Source organism: Priestia sp. FSL W8-0524 (genome assembly GCF_038005965.1).
Taxonomy (GTDB): Bacteria; Bacillota; Bacilli; order Bacillales; family Bacillaceae_H; genus Priestia; species Priestia zanthoxyli.
This window is the reverse complement of record NZ_JBBOUG010000001.1, coordinates 4,656,696-4,671,103: the sequence shown is the minus strand read 5'-3', so window position 1 is coordinate 4,671,103 and position 14,408 is coordinate 4,656,696. Positions and strand designations below refer to the sequence as shown.

Annotated in this window: 17 protein-coding genes and 1 pseudogene; 13 read left to right on the top strand and 5 right to left on the bottom strand. The window is 38.1% G+C overall.

Annotated elements, in window-relative coordinates; genetic code table 11:
* The first annotated feature begins 301 nt into the window (after positions 1-301).
* The 3 genes from NST66_RS24485 to moaA are packed head-to-tail and all read left to right on the top strand — an operon-like array spanning position 302 to position 2,520.
* Positions 302-646: a DUF2294 domain-containing protein gene (locus NST66_RS24485; protein ID WP_013059689.1), complete on the top strand. Its 345-nt coding sequence runs from the start codon at positions 302-304 to the stop codon at positions 644-646.
* Between the two features lie 15 nt (positions 647-661).
* Positions 662-1,459, top strand: coding sequence for a formate dehydrogenase accessory sulfurtransferase FdhD (gene fdhD, locus NST66_RS24480; RefSeq protein ID WP_033580428.1), 798 nt, complete (start codon positions 662-664; stop codon positions 1,457-1,459).
* 44 nt (positions 1,460-1,503) lie between these two features.
* The gene (moaA, locus tag NST66_RS24475; RefSeq protein ID WP_154992144.1) at positions 1,504-2,520 is read left to right on the top strand and encodes a GTP 3',8-cyclase MoaA; all 1,017 of its coding nucleotides are present in this window, start codon (positions 1,504-1,506) and stop codon (positions 2,518-2,520) included.
* Between the two features lie 13 nt (positions 2,521-2,533).
* Here the strand turns inward: moaA and mobA are convergent, their stop codons facing one another.
* On the bottom strand, positions 2,534-3,103 hold the full coding sequence (mobA, locus tag NST66_RS24470) for a molybdenum cofactor guanylyltransferase (protein ID WP_328171368.1): 570 nt from the start codon (positions 3,101-3,103) through the stop codon (positions 2,534-2,536).
* Positions 3,104-3,264: 161 nt separating this feature from the next.
* Here mobA and NST66_RS24465 point away from each other — a divergent pair, with 161 nt between their 5' ends.
* The 5 genes from NST66_RS24465 to moaD are packed head-to-tail and all read left to right on the top strand — an operon-like array spanning position 3,265 to position 6,775.
* Positions 3,265-4,281 (top strand): molybdopterin-synthase adenylyltransferase MoeB, encoded by a 1,017-nt coding sequence (locus NST66_RS24465; protein WP_028412065.1) that lies wholly within the window; start codon positions 3,265-3,267, stop codon positions 4,279-4,281.
* 16 nt (positions 4,282-4,297) lie between these two features.
* Positions 4,298-5,563 (top strand): molybdopterin molybdotransferase MoeA, encoded by a 1,266-nt coding sequence (locus NST66_RS24460; protein ID WP_028412066.1) that lies wholly within the window; start codon positions 4,298-4,300, stop codon positions 5,561-5,563.
* Positions 5,551-6,078 (top strand): molybdopterin-guanine dinucleotide biosynthesis protein B, encoded by a 528-nt coding sequence (gene mobB / locus NST66_RS24455; protein ID WP_033580429.1) that lies wholly within the window; start codon positions 5,551-5,553, stop codon positions 6,076-6,078. Before NST66_RS24460 ends, mobB begins: the two co-directional genes overlap by 13 nt.
* Positions 6,075-6,539, top strand: coding sequence for a molybdenum cofactor biosynthesis protein MoaE (locus NST66_RS24450; RefSeq protein WP_025752620.1), 465 nt, complete (start codon positions 6,075-6,077; stop codon positions 6,537-6,539). Before mobB ends, NST66_RS24450 begins: the two co-directional genes overlap by 4 nt.
* Positions 6,540-6,541: 2 nt before the next feature.
* Complete coding sequence (gene moaD / locus NST66_RS24445; protein ID WP_028412068.1) at positions 6,542-6,775, top strand: molybdopterin converting factor subunit 1; 234 nt, start codon at positions 6,542-6,544, stop codon at positions 6,773-6,775.
* Positions 6,776-6,807: 32 nt separating this feature from the next.
* Here the strand turns inward: moaD and NST66_RS24440 are convergent, their stop codons facing one another.
* The 3 genes from NST66_RS24440 to NST66_RS24430 all read right to left on the bottom strand — a co-directional run bounded on the left by NST66_RS24440 (position 6,808) and on the right by NST66_RS24430 (position 8,932).
* Positions 6,808-7,449 (bottom strand): nitroreductase family protein, encoded by a 642-nt coding sequence (locus tag NST66_RS24440; protein WP_013059680.1) that lies wholly within the window; start codon positions 7,447-7,449, stop codon positions 6,808-6,810.
* Positions 7,450-7,476: 27 nt separating this feature from the next.
* Positions 7,477-7,914, bottom strand: coding sequence for a MarR family winged helix-turn-helix transcriptional regulator (locus NST66_RS24435; protein ID WP_013085370.1), 438 nt, complete (start codon positions 7,912-7,914; stop codon positions 7,477-7,479).
* Between the two features lie 391 nt (positions 7,915-8,305).
* Entirely contained in the window at positions 8,306-8,932 is a 627-nt protein-coding gene (locus NST66_RS24430) for an undecaprenyl-diphosphatase (RefSeq protein WP_028412069.1), read from the bottom strand.
* 162 nt (positions 8,933-9,094) lie between these two features.
* Between NST66_RS24430 and NST66_RS24425 the strand changes: the two genes are divergently transcribed.
* From NST66_RS24425 to NST66_RS24415, 3 genes are all read left to right on the top strand, one after another.
* Positions 9,095-10,222: an MGDG synthase family glycosyltransferase gene (locus NST66_RS24425; RefSeq protein ID WP_033580430.1), complete on the top strand. Its 1,128-nt coding sequence runs from the start codon at positions 9,095-9,097 to the stop codon at positions 10,220-10,222.
* A gap of 158 nt (positions 10,223-10,380) precedes the next feature.
* Complete coding sequence (locus tag NST66_RS24420) at positions 10,381-11,106, top strand: response regulator transcription factor (RefSeq protein ID WP_025752630.1); 726 nt, start codon at positions 10,381-10,383, stop codon at positions 11,104-11,106.
* Positions 11,084-12,439, top strand: coding sequence for a sensor histidine kinase (locus NST66_RS24415; protein WP_033580431.1), 1,356 nt, complete (start codon positions 11,084-11,086; stop codon positions 12,437-12,439). Before NST66_RS24420 ends, NST66_RS24415 begins: the two co-directional genes overlap by 23 nt.
* Positions 12,440-12,469: 30 nt before the next feature.
* Here the strand turns inward: NST66_RS24415 and NST66_RS24410 are convergent, their stop codons facing one another.
* Positions 12,470-13,183, bottom strand: coding sequence for an FTR1 family protein (locus NST66_RS24410; protein ID WP_028412072.1), 714 nt, complete (start codon positions 13,181-13,183; stop codon positions 12,470-12,472).
* A gap of 216 nt (positions 13,184-13,399) precedes the next feature.
* On the opposite strand from NST66_RS24410, the gene NST66_RS24405 reads away from it, so the two are divergent.
* Together NST66_RS24405 and NST66_RS24400 are read left to right on the top strand one after the other, a co-directional pair.
* Complete coding sequence (locus NST66_RS24405) at positions 13,400-14,026, top strand: FMN-dependent NADH-azoreductase (RefSeq protein WP_048021813.1); 627 nt, start codon at positions 13,400-13,402, stop codon at positions 14,024-14,026.
* 125 nt (positions 14,027-14,151) lie between these two features.
* A pseudogene (locus NST66_RS24400) lies at positions 14,152-14,331 on the top strand (hypothetical protein).
* Positions 14,332-14,408 lie beyond the last annotated feature (77 nt).

The following is a 14,408-nucleotide window of genomic DNA, read 5'->3' as shown; positions in this document are numbered from 1 at the left end:
AGTGCAATCATGGTGGAATAGTTTACTAGCAGGTCTTACTAATATGCCAATCCGGCCCATTTATATCGTTAAGAAAAAGTGATAGAGTAATAACAATTCATTATTATTATTATTCCATCTCGGTTATTTATAATTATATCGCTACGTTTTTAAATGCACAACTTTTTTAAATACCCAACTCTCTTCAAAAGTTTTGCTACAAAGATTTTAGGCTTTTATTTTTTGAAGTGTTGATTTATGATAAAAAAACTGTAGGAATAAAATGCACAATTTAATTTTAATCGGTGGGAGAGCGTTGATTATGTCAAAAACAATTCATGAATTTAATGATATTATTCGGAAGCTTCGAAAAGATTTATTTGGAAAAGGACCGGAAAGAATACATACGGTTTTTGTTGAAAATATGGCTGTCTCAACACTGTATGGAAATTTAACTCCGACAGAAACATTTATTGCAAGCACTTCTGAAGGGTGTGACATGGTTCATTTAGCTCGAACAAAAATGATTCAAGATGTATATGCATCGAATCCGCCGGAAGGGCTAGAAGAATTGGTAGGAGCAAAGCTGGTTAATTTATTTTCAGATATGAAAATAAAAGAAAATATAGCGGTTTCCGTATTTGTTTTTGATAAAAACATTATTTAAAAAAGGAGACATCACATGAATTCGACCGTTAAGAAGCGTACAGTTCTTAGATTTAAAAATGGTGAAATGGAAAGCGTGGAAGATAAAATTGTAACGGAGTTTCCTGTGACTGTGAAAATTAATGAAGAAGAGTTTGTCACGATGGTATGTAGCCCTCAATACATTGAAGATATGGTAATTGGCTATTTAGCATCTGAAGGGGTTATTCGAGAATACAAAGACATTAAAAACATATGGGTTCAAGAAAAAGAAGGGTATGTTCATGTTACAATAGATAAATTAAACCCGTATTTTCAAAACCTTCAAAATAAACGATATATCACGTCTTGCTGCGGGGCGAGCAGACAAGGGTTTGTCTTTATAAATGATGCGCTGACTGCTAAAAAAATGAATGATATATCGGTAGAACTTTCAATTAAGGATTGTTTTCAACTCATGAATAAGCTGCAGCAATCTGCTGCTACGTTTCAAGAAACGGGTGGCGTTCATAACGCTGCCATTTGTGATAAAAATGGTTTCATGCTTAGCAGAATGGACATTGGCAGGCATAATGCTCTAGATAAACTATATGGGTATTGCTTAAAACACCATATTTCAATTAGGGATAAAGTAGTCGTTTTCAGCGGCCGTATTTCTTCAGAAATTTTGTTGAAAGTAGCGAAGATCGGGTGTGAAGTGGTTCTTTCAAAATCCGCTCCGACTGAACTTGCTTTAAATCTAGCAGAAGAATTGAGAATTACAACGGTAGGGTTTATCCGAAGTGATTCGTTGAATATTTATACATGCCCGGAAAGAATTTTAAGAGAAAGTTAATCTGCTGTGGAGAAGCTGACAGCTAGAGAGGAGAGATGAGGCAGATGTCATACACTATAGTTGATACGTTAAAGCGCCCTTTACGAGACTTGCGTTTGTCCGTAACAGATCGCTGTAACTTTCGCTGTCGATATTGTATGCCTGAAGAAATTTTTGGGGCAGACTATCCATTTTTACCTGCCGAAAATATTCTTTCGTTTGATGAATTAGAGAGACTCACGAGATTATTCGCATCGCTAGGAGTAAAAAAAGTGCGTATAACGGGAGGAGAGCCACTGCTAAGAAAAGGCTTGCCAGATCTAATCAATCGTCTGAAGCAAATTGAGGGTATAGATGATATTGCCATAACAACAAACGGCTCACTGTTAAAGAAGCATGCAGAAGCCTTATCAAAAGCGGGATTATCAAGAGTAACCGTCAGCTTAGACTCGCTTGATGAAGTGAGATTTCAAGAGCTGAACGGAAATCGAGGAAGCGTCAAACGAGTGTTAGAAGGAATAGAGGCAGCAGCTCTTGCGGGGATTTCAGTCAAAATAAACATGGTTGTCCAAAAAGGCAAGAACGAGCAGGATATCCTTCCGATGGCCCAATATTTTAAAGGCAAAAAACATACGCTGCGCTTTATTGAATACATGGATGTTGGAAATTCAAACGGATGGAAAATGGATCAGGTTATAACAAAGAAACAAATTCTTGATATAGTTGGACAAGAAATGCCTCTTGAAGAAATTCCGCCTCATTACACGGGAGAAGTAGCTACCAGGTATCGGTATGTTGGGACAGAAGAGGAAATTGGTATCATTTCATCCGTGACAGATTCATTCTGTTCGACTTGTTCACGCGCAAGAGTATCGGCTGAAGGAAAGCTCTATACCTGCTTGTTTGCGTCAAAAGGGTACGACCTCCGGAAACTGATACGATCACAAGCATCTGATCATACTGTTTGTGACACCATTTCTGATATCTGGAATCATCGGAAAGATCGTTACTCAGATGAGCGGGCTAACGGAAGACAGGTCCAAGGCGCTGAGAAAGTGGAAATGTCTCATATTGGTGGATAATTCAAAAAAAGCCTTATAAATGCCAATCACTGCGATGATTCACATTTATAAAAGTAGGATCTTCTGCTGAAAAAGGCACGCGAAGGACGTTTGCCTGATTCAACAATCCTGTAAGCCTTCTTTCACCTTGTGTAACGAGTTGGTCAATAAGAGGAAGCGTTCTACGGTGATAGAGGGCTAGAAGCGGGTGCATGTGATTTGGCTGAACAGGAAGAACAATATCAGCTGAGTTCGCCTGAGTTAGGGTAATCATATTATGAACAAACTCAGCATTAACAAAAGGAATGTCACACGAAAGAATAAAGAACCATTCAGCACGGCAATCAATTGCAGTTAAAGCATGATGAATTGCATACAAAGGTCCTTGATACGGGCATTTTTCAACTGCAAATGAAACATCTTTTCTTTGAAAATAAGGAAGTAAATCTTGGTTGGTAGACACAAGTATAGGTGTGACGTAATTTTCTTTTAATGCATCTATACTATATTCGTAAAATGATTTCTTGTTATAGGTTTCAAACATTTTTGGTTGACCGTAGCGAGAAGATTTTCCTCCTGCTAATACAATGCCGGCAATGGACATTTATTAAATACCTCCATCAAAATATATTTGTATATTTATGCACATAAGCGTCCGTAAAGCAGCTTAGCTTTATGTGTATAATAGCATGTTTTTAAAGAAATATCTTTGACGAAGGAATAGATAGTGAAGTCATAGATTGAACGAGAAAGGGAGAGAAAAGAGTGACAGAACGTTATTCACGTCAGCAGCTTTTCCAGCCCATTGGAAACAAAGGGCAGCAGCAAATTAGAAGTAAGCATGTTTTAGTTGTAGGCGCAGGGGCTCTAGGCAGCGCTAGTGCAGAAGCTCTCGTGCGTGCTGGAATTGGAAAATTGACTCTTGTAGATCGTGATTATGTAGAATGGAGTAATCTGCAGCGTCAGCAGCTTTATACAGAACAAGATGCGCAAAACAAACTGCCTAAAGCTGTAGCAGCCAAAAATCGTTTGCGTCAAATAAACACAGAAGTGAAAATCGAAGCGCTGGTGATGGATGCTCAGCCTGCTAATTTAGAAAGTATCGTCCAAACAGCTGATTTGATTATCGATGCGACAGACAATTTCGACATTCGCTTTATTTTAAATGATTTGTCACATAAGTATGAAGTTCCTTGGATCTACGGCTCATGTGTAGGGAGTTATGGCACCACTTATACCGTTATCCCAAACGTAACCCCTTGTCTGCACTGCATATTGAAAAAAGTGCCTGTGGGAGGAGCGACGTGTGAGACAGCAGGAATTATCAGTCCAGCCGTTCAAATTGTGGCAGCCTATCAAATAACCGAAGCATTAAAAATTTTAGTGGGAGACGTTGAAGCTTTGCGACACACATTTCTAACTTTTGACGTCTGGAATAATCAGCACGCTGAATTTAAGACGGGTAAAATGAAAAGTTATGAATGTTCTTCTTGCGGATCGGCACGCACATATCCGTACTTAGCGTATGAAAATCAGCTTAAAACAGAAGTTCTTTGCGGCAGAGAGACGGTTCAGATCAGACCCTCGCAGCAGCATTTACACAACTTTGATGAATTGGAAAAGCGTTTAAAAAACCAAGGGAAAGTAGACCGCAACCCATATCTTCTGTCATGTCAGCTTCCAGAGCAGCGCTTTGTTATTTTTCAAGATGGCCGTGTATTTATTCATGGAACGAATGATATTCAATTTGCGAGAAGTTTATATTATCGTTTATTAGGATGAGTAAAGGAGTGAAAAAATGAGAGAAAAGCGAACTCCTATCCCTGTCGGAGAATGCGTTGGGCGAGTGATGCAGTATGTCAAAAGCGGAAAGCAAGAAATCATTGCGCTTGAAGAAGCTCACGGCAGATTTTTAGCAGAAGATTTAATGGCAGATCATGATGTTCCTGCTTTTAATCGTTCTCCATATGATGGTTTTGCTATTCGGTCACAAGATACGAAAAAAGCATCATCACTTCATCCAGTAGAACTGGATGTTCGAGGAGAGATAGGAGCGGGTTCTGTTTTTGAACATACAGTCAACGCGATGCAGGCTGTGCGTATTATGACAGGAGCTCCTATTCCAAAAGGCTGCGATGCGGTGGCAATGCTTGAAGTAACAAAAGAATATACAAAAGACAACCAGCCCGTCGTTCAAATCAAGCGGTCGTTTAACAGCGGAGATAACATTTCGTTTCAAGGAGAAGAAACAAAAAAAGGCACTATGTTAGTTTCAAAAGGAACGTATATCACTCCGGGAGTAGCTGCTCTTCTAGCCACATTTGGTTATAGTAACGTAGCTGTCTTCAAAAAGCCTGTAGTTGGATTACTTGCAACGGGAAGTGAACTAGTGGAAGTACGTGATCCTGTTCAGCGAGGGAAAATTCGTAATAGCAATGCTCATATGCTTCGTGCCCAAATTGAAAAAGCTGGAGGAGAAGTAAACTATTTTGGTATTATGCCCGATGATTTAAGTCAGTGCTACAGCGCGGTAAAATCTGCGCTATCAGAAGTGGACATGCTGATTACAACGGGGGGCGTTTCAGTAGGAGATTATGATTATCTACCAGAGGTGTATAAGCAATTACAGGCCGAAGTTCTTTTTAATAAAATAGCGATGAGACCAGGCAGTGTCACAACAGTTGCACGTATGGAAGACAAGCTTTTATTTGGTCTATCGGGAAACCCTACGGCCTGCTACGTTGGTTTTGAACTGCTAGCTCGTCCGGTCATCAGTACATATGCGGGGAAAAGAACCCCTCACCTCCGGAAAGAAAAAGCTTTGTTAGGAAAAGACTTCTTAAAGCCAAATCCTTTTATGCGATTTGTATCTGGCAGGCTTTCATACAGGGAAGGACAGCTGATTGCTTCTCCATTAAGCTTTACAAAATCTAGTGCTGTTTCTTCTTTAGCTCATGCGGATACGTTAATTATATTTCCCGGAGGGACGAGAGGGTACAAAGAAGGAATGCTGGTTGACGTCTTATTGCTAGATGACGTGCAGGGAAGTGAATGGCCTTGGTAGCAAGTTGCACCGTTTTACAAGTAGTTGGATTTCAAAACAGCGGAAAAACGACTTTAGTGGAAAAGCTAATTAAAAAAGCGAAACAATTCGATCTACGTGTAGGTTCTATTAAGCACCATGGACACGGCGGACCTCCAGATAGCAGCAGTGAGCTAAAAGACAGTCATCGCCACCAGCAAGCAGGTGCCGATGTGGCAGGTGTAGAAGGAGGTGGGATCCTTCAGCTTACGGCAAACAGTAAAGACTGGAGCCTAAAAAAGCTGATTGATTTTTATCAATTTTTCTCGCCAGATGTCATTTTTGTTGAAGGATATAAAAAAGAATCCTATCCAAAAGCAGTCTTGATTCGAAGTGAAGAAGATCTTGTTCTGCTTTCCTCTCTAACCAATATCATATGCGTGATTAGTCACATTCCGCTTAAAAACGAAGTGCAGCGAGCATATCCAATGTTTCACTTACAAGAAGACGAGCTTTATCTTAATTTTTTATTGAAAGAAGTGGGGGAAAGAAGATGAACCAGCACTTATTTGAAGTAGTAAATCAGCCAATTGCGGTAGATGAAATAATTAAAAAAGTTTCTAGAAGAGACGCGGGAGCTATTACGACATTTATTGGAACGGTAAGAGAATTTACAAAAGGCAAAAAGACGCTCTCTCTTGAATATCAAGCCTATGTGCCAATGGCAGTGAAAATGCTCAGCCAAATTGGTGACGAAATTCAGGAAAAGTGGCCGGATGCTTTGACAGCTATTACTCATCGAATCGGAAAGCTTGATATAACAGAAGTCGCAGTAGTTATTGCGGTTTCTTCTCCGCATCGCAAAACAGCTTATGAAGCAAATGAGTATGCTATTGAACGTATTAAGCAAATTGTGCCAATTTGGAAAAAGGAATTTTGGGAAGATGGAACAAAATGGATTGGCGATCAGTTAGAAACAAAAGAATATCCTGAAGGAAAGCCATTGAAGGAGATGTAAAAATGATTAACGTCTTATTTTTCGCTGCTATACGTGAAGAGGCTGGAGTGGAACAAGTAACAGTTGATAAGCAAGATATAACAGTGAAGGAATTAAAGGAATATGTACAAAAAACATATAAGCTGTCCTCTCTGAATCAAACGATGACGGCAGTCAACGAAGAGTTTGTAACAGATGAAGAAATCATTGGAACGGGAGATACCGTTGCATTTATTCCACCCGTTAGTGGAGGATAAAAAAAGGTGCTGAATACACAGCACCTTTTTTATTATCTAAATTGAGCTACTTTTTCAATTGGTAAACGTACAGAAGGGTAACCGCTATTTGCTGCTTTGCCGATTGAAAGTAACATAACCGGTGCATAGCGTTCTTTGTCTAAACCGAATGCTTCGGCAATTTGATCTTTTTCATAACCGCCAATAGCATTCGTATCATAACCGTGAGCACGTGCAGCAAGCATTAACTGCATAGATACTAAACCGCCGTCAATTAATACCGTTTCTTTATTTAATTCTTCAGAAGCAGCTGCGTAGTGCGCTTTGATTTTTGGAATTTGCATATCTCTAATTTCTTGTGGCATATAGCCTAGTTCAACAGCTTTATCGTAAATTTCATCTAAATTTTCTTCGCTTTTTAAATCGCCGAATATCGCAATAACAGCTGCCGATGTTTCTACTTGTGATTGATTAAATTTAGCAAGCGGAGCTAGTGTTGCTTTTCCTTCAGGGCTATCAATTACTAGAAAGCGCCAAGGCTGTGCATTAACAGAAGATGGAGCTAGCGTCGCTTCTGTTAAAATTTCTTTCATTTCTTCACGGCTGATTTTGACAGATGGATCGTAATAACGAATAGATCTGCGCCCTGTAATAATATCTTGGAAATCATTGTTTAGTGTTTTTGTTTGTGTCATGATGAACTCTCCTTTATGTTAAAAATGTTATGACCGTTCAATGGCCGAAATGTTTACTTTTAAACGCTCAAGCATTTTTGAAAGCAGCAGCTGTTCTTCTTCGCTGAAATCTTTAAATGCTTCATCAATAAAGCGAGCTTTTTCGTTTCGAAATGCACCGATTTTTTCATGTCCGCTTTTCGTAAGCTTTACAAATGTTACGCGGTTGTCATCAGGATTTTTACGGCGTGATACAACATCTCTTTCTTCTAGCTGCTTTAAATGCCTTGTAATTGCAGCATTATCAATGTTTACTTGCTGTTGAAGCGCCTTTTGACTCATTTCACCTGTTTCATAAAGCTGATGTAAAATATCAAGACGTGATTGGCTAACACCGGTACAATGCTCAAACTTTTGATTAATTTGTTTATTAACTTCTTGCAGAGCATACAGAACATTTGCTTTTTCAGAACATGAATGTGACAAGAAAGTCGCTCCCTTTTTTCTATGATATTTATTGATGGATTAATATTTGATACATCAATGTTTGATACATCAACTAATATAAAATAAATAAAAGTGAAAGTCAAGAAAGTGAACAATCTTTTTTTTATAAATAATAAAAAGAGATTGAGATATAACGAAATCAATGCAATCTAAAGACGAACAAATCGGATAAATGAGCTCGTATGGACCGCTTGTGACACGGTAGTTGATTTCCGTGCAAGACTTCGCTTTGTCCTCCAATCAACTGCCAGAAGGAACGAAACAGATAAAATCTACGTTCATTGTAACCAAAAAAAACGAACCACTGATCAAACGGTTTGATTAGTGGTTCGTTTTTCACTTCAACTATACTATTTTTGTCTCAGCGTCTTTAAGCTGAATGATTTTTTTTACTAATTTGTTCATGCGTGTAAGGAGACAGAAACGGAATACGCTTGATAATCACATCGTGAATCCAGAATAATCGCTGGATAAGAGGAGCTGTTTTATCTGAAAGATAGATAACAAAGCAGCTGATAGCTCCCGCAATTACCATGCCTCCAAGTACATCTGCTGGATAGTGGACACCTACGTAAATGCGTGAAAGGCCTGAGATGGCAGCCCATATAAAAATGACGCTTCTCCATTTGTTTTTTCGTAACCACATGATCCAAGCAGCAGAAAAGACTAAAATCGAATGATCACTGACAAAAGATGAATTAGCCGGGTGCGGAATCAGCTTATGAACATGATGAGTCACAAACGGACGCGGGTGGTAATACACCAGGTGAATGACTTCATTGATACAAAGAGAAAGGACAATTGTAAACAACATGTATAAAGCCGTATAACGGTGATAAATTGTTCTTTCTGTTTTTCCGCTAAACCAAAGCAAAAGCAAACAAGCCATTATAAAATAAGGAACGCTATTCGTAATGATAACCATGACAGAATCCATTGCGCTGGATTTACCAGCAAACGAGTTAATCCATTGAAATACTTCGTAATTGAGGTTCATTTGTTTTCTCCTTATGCAGTACTTTTCACTCTTAGTTTAGATTGACACTCTAAAAAAACGATGAATTTCACATTAAAAATCAATTAAAATCCGAAATTCAAGGGCATTTAATGATATAAAAAGGAGAGGAAGAAACTGCTTTTAGAATAGGAGATGAAACAGTTGAAAAAGGTTTTATTTTTACCTCTTCTAAAAATGCCTTCTGGCCATCATCAAGTGGCAGAGGCGTTAATGGATATATTGGAAAGAAGAACAACAAATATTTGTTATAAAAAAATAGATTTATTAAGTTATACAAACGAACTATTAGAAAAAGTGGTTACAGGCACATATTTGAAATGGATTCGTTATGCTCCAGAAACATACAATATGGCATACAAACATCTCTTTTATGAACCGCCTGTTCATTCATTTAAATGGTATCATCACGTATTTGCAAAAAAAATGGAGCACTTAGTTAAAGAAGAAAATCCGGATTTAATTATATGCACACATGGATTTCCTTCTTATTTGCTCAGCCAATTAAAAGCAAAAGGCAAGTGCAATGTTCCTATTATAAATGTCTACACGGATTTCTTTATTAATAATTTATGGGGAAAAGAAGAGATTGACTTTCACTTTCTTCCTAGTGAAGAAGTAAAAAGAGGGCTTCGTGCTCAAAGTGAAATTCCACTTCAAAATATGATGGTCACAGGGATACCGGTACATGAAGAAATAACAAAAACAAGAACTGTTAAGCATCATGGTAACCGAAATATTTTAATTGCCGGAGGCAGCAGCGGTCTAGGCAATATTATGGATTTTTACAATGATTTAAAAGACGCGCGCCATTTTCATTACTTTGTCTTATGCGGCAAAAATCAAAAGTTATATGAAGAAATCAAAGGGTGGGAACTACAACACGTTACACCAATTCCGTACATTTCATCACGCACAGAAATGAATGAACTGTATGAGCGAGTGGATGCTATTGTAACAAAACCAGGTGGTATCACGGTCAGTGAAGCTCTTCGCAAAAATTTACCGATTTTTGTTCATTCTGCTTTACCGGGTCAAGAAGAGGTGAATTTACGCTATTTAACAGAGCGAAACTTAGTTCAAGAACTAAAGGCGGATCAATCGTTAGAAAGTCAGCTGCAGACAGTGCTGCAGGATGCTGATAAAATGAGCACATTGTATAACGCGATTGCTGCTTACCATAAAGAAATCGAAGCACAAACGCCTGAAGAACTTTTAGCAGTAGTCAATTGGATTCTAGGTGAAAAGCAAACGATTGGTCTTCATGCGTAAAACATTCATGTTTACAAACAATAAGGATAAGCTAAAGAACAAGTATGTTGAAAAAGTAGGGTTTAGATAAAAAAACAAACATCTTTTGAAAAAGGTGTTGTTTTTTTATCTAAAGAAGCTATTCTTTCACTTAAGACATGTGGTGAGAGGTGCATAATATGAAAGAGAAAATTTTAATTGTGGAAGATGAAGCGCAAATTGCGAAAGTGCTAAAGATTGAATTGGAATTTGAAGATTATGAAGTAGATGTTGAGTACGACGGGAAAGCGGGTTTAGAGACGGCAATATCCGCTCAATATGACCTCATTTTGCTCGACGTGATGCTTCCAAGTCTGAGCGGTATTGAGGTGTTAAGAAGACTTCGGAAAGCGGAAGTGTTTACGCCAGTTATTTTATTAACTGCCCGAAATACGACGTTAGATAAGGTAATGGGGTTAGACCAAGGGGCTAATGATTATGTTACAAAACCGTTTGAAATTGAAGAGCTGTTAGCACGAGTTCGCTCTTGTATTCGCTATCGTTCGCTCGTAGAAGCATCAGGAACGAAAGAAGCTGAAGCAGAGCTCTTAACGATCAGTGATTTGACCATTAATCTTGAAACAAGGGAAGTCCTAAGAAACAATGAATCCATTACGTTGACACCGAAAGAGTATGATTTAGTCGTGTATTTGCTTACGAATAAAAATAAAATTGTCACGAGAGAAGGGATTCTCACAAACGTTTGGGGATATGAATATGAAGGAGAAACAAACGTAATTGATGTGTATATTCGCCACTTAAGAAAAAAAGTAGATGAAGGTTTTTCTACTTCTCTCATTCATACGGTGCGGGGCGTAGGATATATGATGAAAGAGGAGAAACATGAAGATCACGACGAAGATTAATTTGCTGACAACAGCATGGCTAGTGGTTATTTTATTAATCATGAACATCGTTGTTTTTTTCTCCTTCACTAAATCTACGGTGAATATGGAACAGGACATTTTATTCGAAAAAGCACGCGAGATTATTCAAAAAGGTCAGCAAGATCATTCCGTGGAGCTTTCGCCAGAGTTACTAAAATTTTATTTGACCAACCATTCATTTATCCGAACAGTCTCAGAAAATTCTACGGTCATTAATCAAGTATCAAATGATCCTCATCTGGTGAAAATTAAGCCCGAATTTTCAAAGAAAAAAAAAGTGAAGCTTCGCAAAATTAGAGAAAAACAAGTATTGGTTATTCGCATGCCTGTCAAAGTCAATAATCAAGTCGTTGAAACGCTTGAGATTGGTGAGCTCCTGACTGGTTTTGAAACCCGCAAAGATATTTTGCTATCAATTTTGATTTTTTGTTCTCTTGTGTCCATTTTACTGTCGCTTTTAGGAGGAAGATGGTTATCACGCGTCATTATGCATCCTATTAAAAATATGGTCACAACGATGAAAGAGATTGAAGAGAGCGGTGTTCCTAAAAAAGTTCTCATTCAAACGGAGACGAGAGATGAACTGCAGGGTATGACCGTTACGTTTAATCATATGATTGACCGCTTGCGAGAAAATATTGAAAAGCAAAATCAGTTTGTTTCTGATGCTTCTCACGAATTAAAAACCCCTCTAACCGTTATTCGCAGTTATTCTAATTTATTAAGAAGAAGAGGGATTAAAAATGAAGAAATTACGCTGGATGCGATCGACACCATCTATGCGGAAGCAACCAAAATGCAAAAAATGATTGAAACGCTGCTTGATCTGGCAAGTGTGGAAAAAGAACAAACGCTTGATATGAAGCAAACAGATCTTGTTCTTATTTTTGAACAAATCGTTAAGCAGCTGCAGCAGGTATACAAAAGAGAATTAGTTCTTCATTATGATCAAACGCCCATTATGATTCAAGTGGATGAACTGAAAATGAAGCAAGTGCTGATTATTTTGCTTGATAATGCAATTAAATACAGTACGAATAAAATTGAAGTGACCGTGGAAAAAAAGCAGGAAGATGTCATTATCAAAGTGAAAGACTATGGAATTGGTATTCCAAAAGAAGATCTTGCACATATTTTTGAACGTTTCTACCGAGTGGATAAAGCTAGAAGCAGAGCTACGGGAGGAACGGGGCTTGGACTATCGATTGCACAAACTATTGTCCGTCAGCATAAAGGCGAGATTTTTATTAAAAGTGAAGAAGAACAAGGAACGGAAGTTGTGATTCATCTTCCCGTTTCATCTATAAACTAAAAAAGCCGCCATTAGGGGGCTTTTTTATGATTATGATGCTGATTTTTGTTTTCTTACTCTTAATTTTTTTAACTCCGTTTGGAAGAATAGATACAGTGATGCAACTGTAAATACACTAAATCCAATTATCTCAAGGGGTTCTCCACCAGCTTCAAATAGCTTAACCAAACCTTCACCGCATAACTCTCCCCCAATAAAAATAAGGAAAATACCAAGCGCTTTAAAAATAATCCAAAGGTTCAGCTTAATAGCTGTTTTGAACAAAATGTATGTAATAACGACGGCCAGCAAAATGCCACTTATACTGCCGAATACAATAGAAGAGGCGTGTTGATTCACTTGTGTCAGATTAAAAATGATTAGTTCTGTTCCTTCACGAAAGACAGATAAAAAGGCTAAAACGATTAATCCCCACTTGGAAGAGCTTTTGGAAATTTTTGATGTAACTGAAGATGTCACTTCTTTGCTTCGGTGCAACCACAGAATAAAATAAGCAATAAGGCCTGCAGCTAAAAGCATCATGACTCCTTCAAAAATTTCTTCTGACTCTTCTTCTAACTCTTTCGCCTCATTAAAACCAATAAAGCCAAATACTAAGCTGAAAATAAGGCCAGCAGCAGCGCCAATAAAGACGGAATATTTTAAGTCTTTTCGGCCGATTTTTGTAACATGAGCTAAAATAATTCCAATGATAAGCGATGCTTCTAAACCTTCACGAAGCGACAAAGCCAAACTTGACCACATAAAAAGCTCCCCTTACGTTAAATGATAAATAATAATTTCTCTCTAATTTTAATGATAATGATTATCGTTGTCAATGTGATTTTTGGCTCTTTAAAAATTCTTACTTATATAAGATTTCTCCGACTAAAGTATGAAAGTATTTCATTATAAAGTCGTGCGAAACGCAAGGACAAAGCGAATAAAATAAGAGTATCAACAATCAGTGGAGGTTTTAGTATGAGTTATACTCTTTTTATAAAAGCAAATGACAGATCGGCAAGTGAAGCGGTCAGCGTAAAATTATATGATGCGTTTTTAGAAAGCTATCAACAATCGCACCAAGGTGAAGAAATAATGGAGCTAAATTTGTTCAAAGAAGAACTTCCTTATTTAGGTGCTGACATGATAAACGGTCAGTTTAAATTAGCAAGAGGGCTAGAAGTGACGGCAGCGGAAAACAAAGCAGCAGAAATTGCTAATCGTTACCTAGAACAATTTGTGAAAGCTGATAAAATTGTCATTGCCTTTCCTCTTTGGAATTTTACTGTGCCGGCCGTGCTTCATACGTACTTTGATTATTTAAATCAAGCAGGCAAAACGTTTAAGTATACGCCAGAAGGTCCTGTGGGATTACTGGGCGATAAAAAGGTGATGTTATTAAACGCGCGTGGCGGAGTATATTCAGAAGGTCCAGCAGCTGAGGTCGAAATGGCTGTTAAATATGTTAGCAGCGTACTTCAATTCTTTGGAATCACGGACGTGAACTCCGTTATTATTGAAGGACATAATCAGTTTCCGGATCGTGCTCAAGAAATTATTGAAAGTGGCTTAGAACAAGCAGCACAAGCAGCCAAAATATTTTAAATAACCGTAGTAAAAAAGGACAGGACAAAAGTATTTTAGGTGAAGGTATATCCGAACGATAAATCGTTCGGATTTTTTGATGTTATGGTAAGCGTAGGTTTCGTGCATGTAGTAGCTTTTAGGTGTTGATTGGAGGGCAAGGCGAAGACTCCTGCGGGAAAAGCGGAACAGGTGAGACCCCGCAGGAGCGCAAGTGACGAGGAGGCTCAGCGCCCGCCCGCGGAAAGCGAAGCCTTGCACGGAAATCAACAGCCGTGTCACAAGCGGTCCATACTAGCGCCTTTATCCCATTTGTCCTTATTTAGAGTAAATTGATTTATTATGTGTCCATCTTTTCTTTATATTTTTTATCTGTATATCTTAAAAAATAATAGGTAAAATG

Excerpts from the sequence above, each read along its gene's own strand:
- NST66_RS24485 (WP_013059689.1), top strand. The coding sequence starts at position 302 with ATGTCAAAAACAATTCATGAATTTAATGATATTATTCGGAAGCTTCGA.
- fdhD (WP_033580428.1), top strand. The coding sequence starts at position 662 with ATGAATTCGACCGTTAAGAAGCGTACAGTTCTTAGATTTAAAAATGGT.
- moaA (WP_154992144.1), top strand. The coding sequence starts at position 1,504 with ATGTCATACACTATAGTTGATACGTTAAAGCGCCCTTTACGAGACTTG.
- mobA (WP_328171368.1), bottom strand. The coding sequence starts at position 3,103 with ATGTCCATTGCCGGCATTGTATTAGCAGGAGGAAAATCTTCTCGCTAC.
- NST66_RS24460 (WP_028412066.1), top strand. The coding sequence starts at position 4,298 with ATGAGAGAAAAGCGAACTCCTATCCCTGTCGGAGAATGCGTTGGGCGA.
- mobB (WP_033580429.1), top strand. The coding sequence starts at position 5,551 with ATGGCCTTGGTAGCAAGTTGCACCGTTTTACAAGTAGTTGGATTTCAA.
- NST66_RS24450 (WP_025752620.1), top strand. The coding sequence starts at position 6,075 with ATGAACCAGCACTTATTTGAAGTAGTAAATCAGCCAATTGCGGTAGAT.
- moaD (WP_028412068.1), top strand. The coding sequence starts at position 6,542 with ATGATTAACGTCTTATTTTTCGCTGCTATACGTGAAGAGGCTGGAGTG.
- NST66_RS24440 (WP_013059680.1), bottom strand. The coding sequence starts at position 7,449 with ATGACACAAACAAAAACACTAAACAATGATTTCCAAGATATTATTACA.
- NST66_RS24430 (WP_028412069.1), bottom strand. The coding sequence starts at position 8,932 with ATGAACCTCAATTACGAAGTATTTCAATGGATTAACTCGTTTGCTGGT.
- NST66_RS24420 (WP_025752630.1), top strand. The coding sequence starts at position 10,381 with ATGAAAGAGAAAATTTTAATTGTGGAAGATGAAGCGCAAATTGCGAAA.
- NST66_RS24415 (WP_033580431.1), top strand. The coding sequence starts at position 11,084 with ATGAAGATCACGACGAAGATTAATTTGCTGACAACAGCATGGCTAGTG.
- NST66_RS24410 (WP_028412072.1), bottom strand. The coding sequence starts at position 13,183 with ATGTGGTCAAGTTTGGCTTTGTCGCTTCGTGAAGGTTTAGAAGCATCG.
- NST66_RS24405 (WP_048021813.1), top strand. The coding sequence starts at position 13,400 with ATGAGTTATACTCTTTTTATAAAAGCAAATGACAGATCGGCAAGTGAA.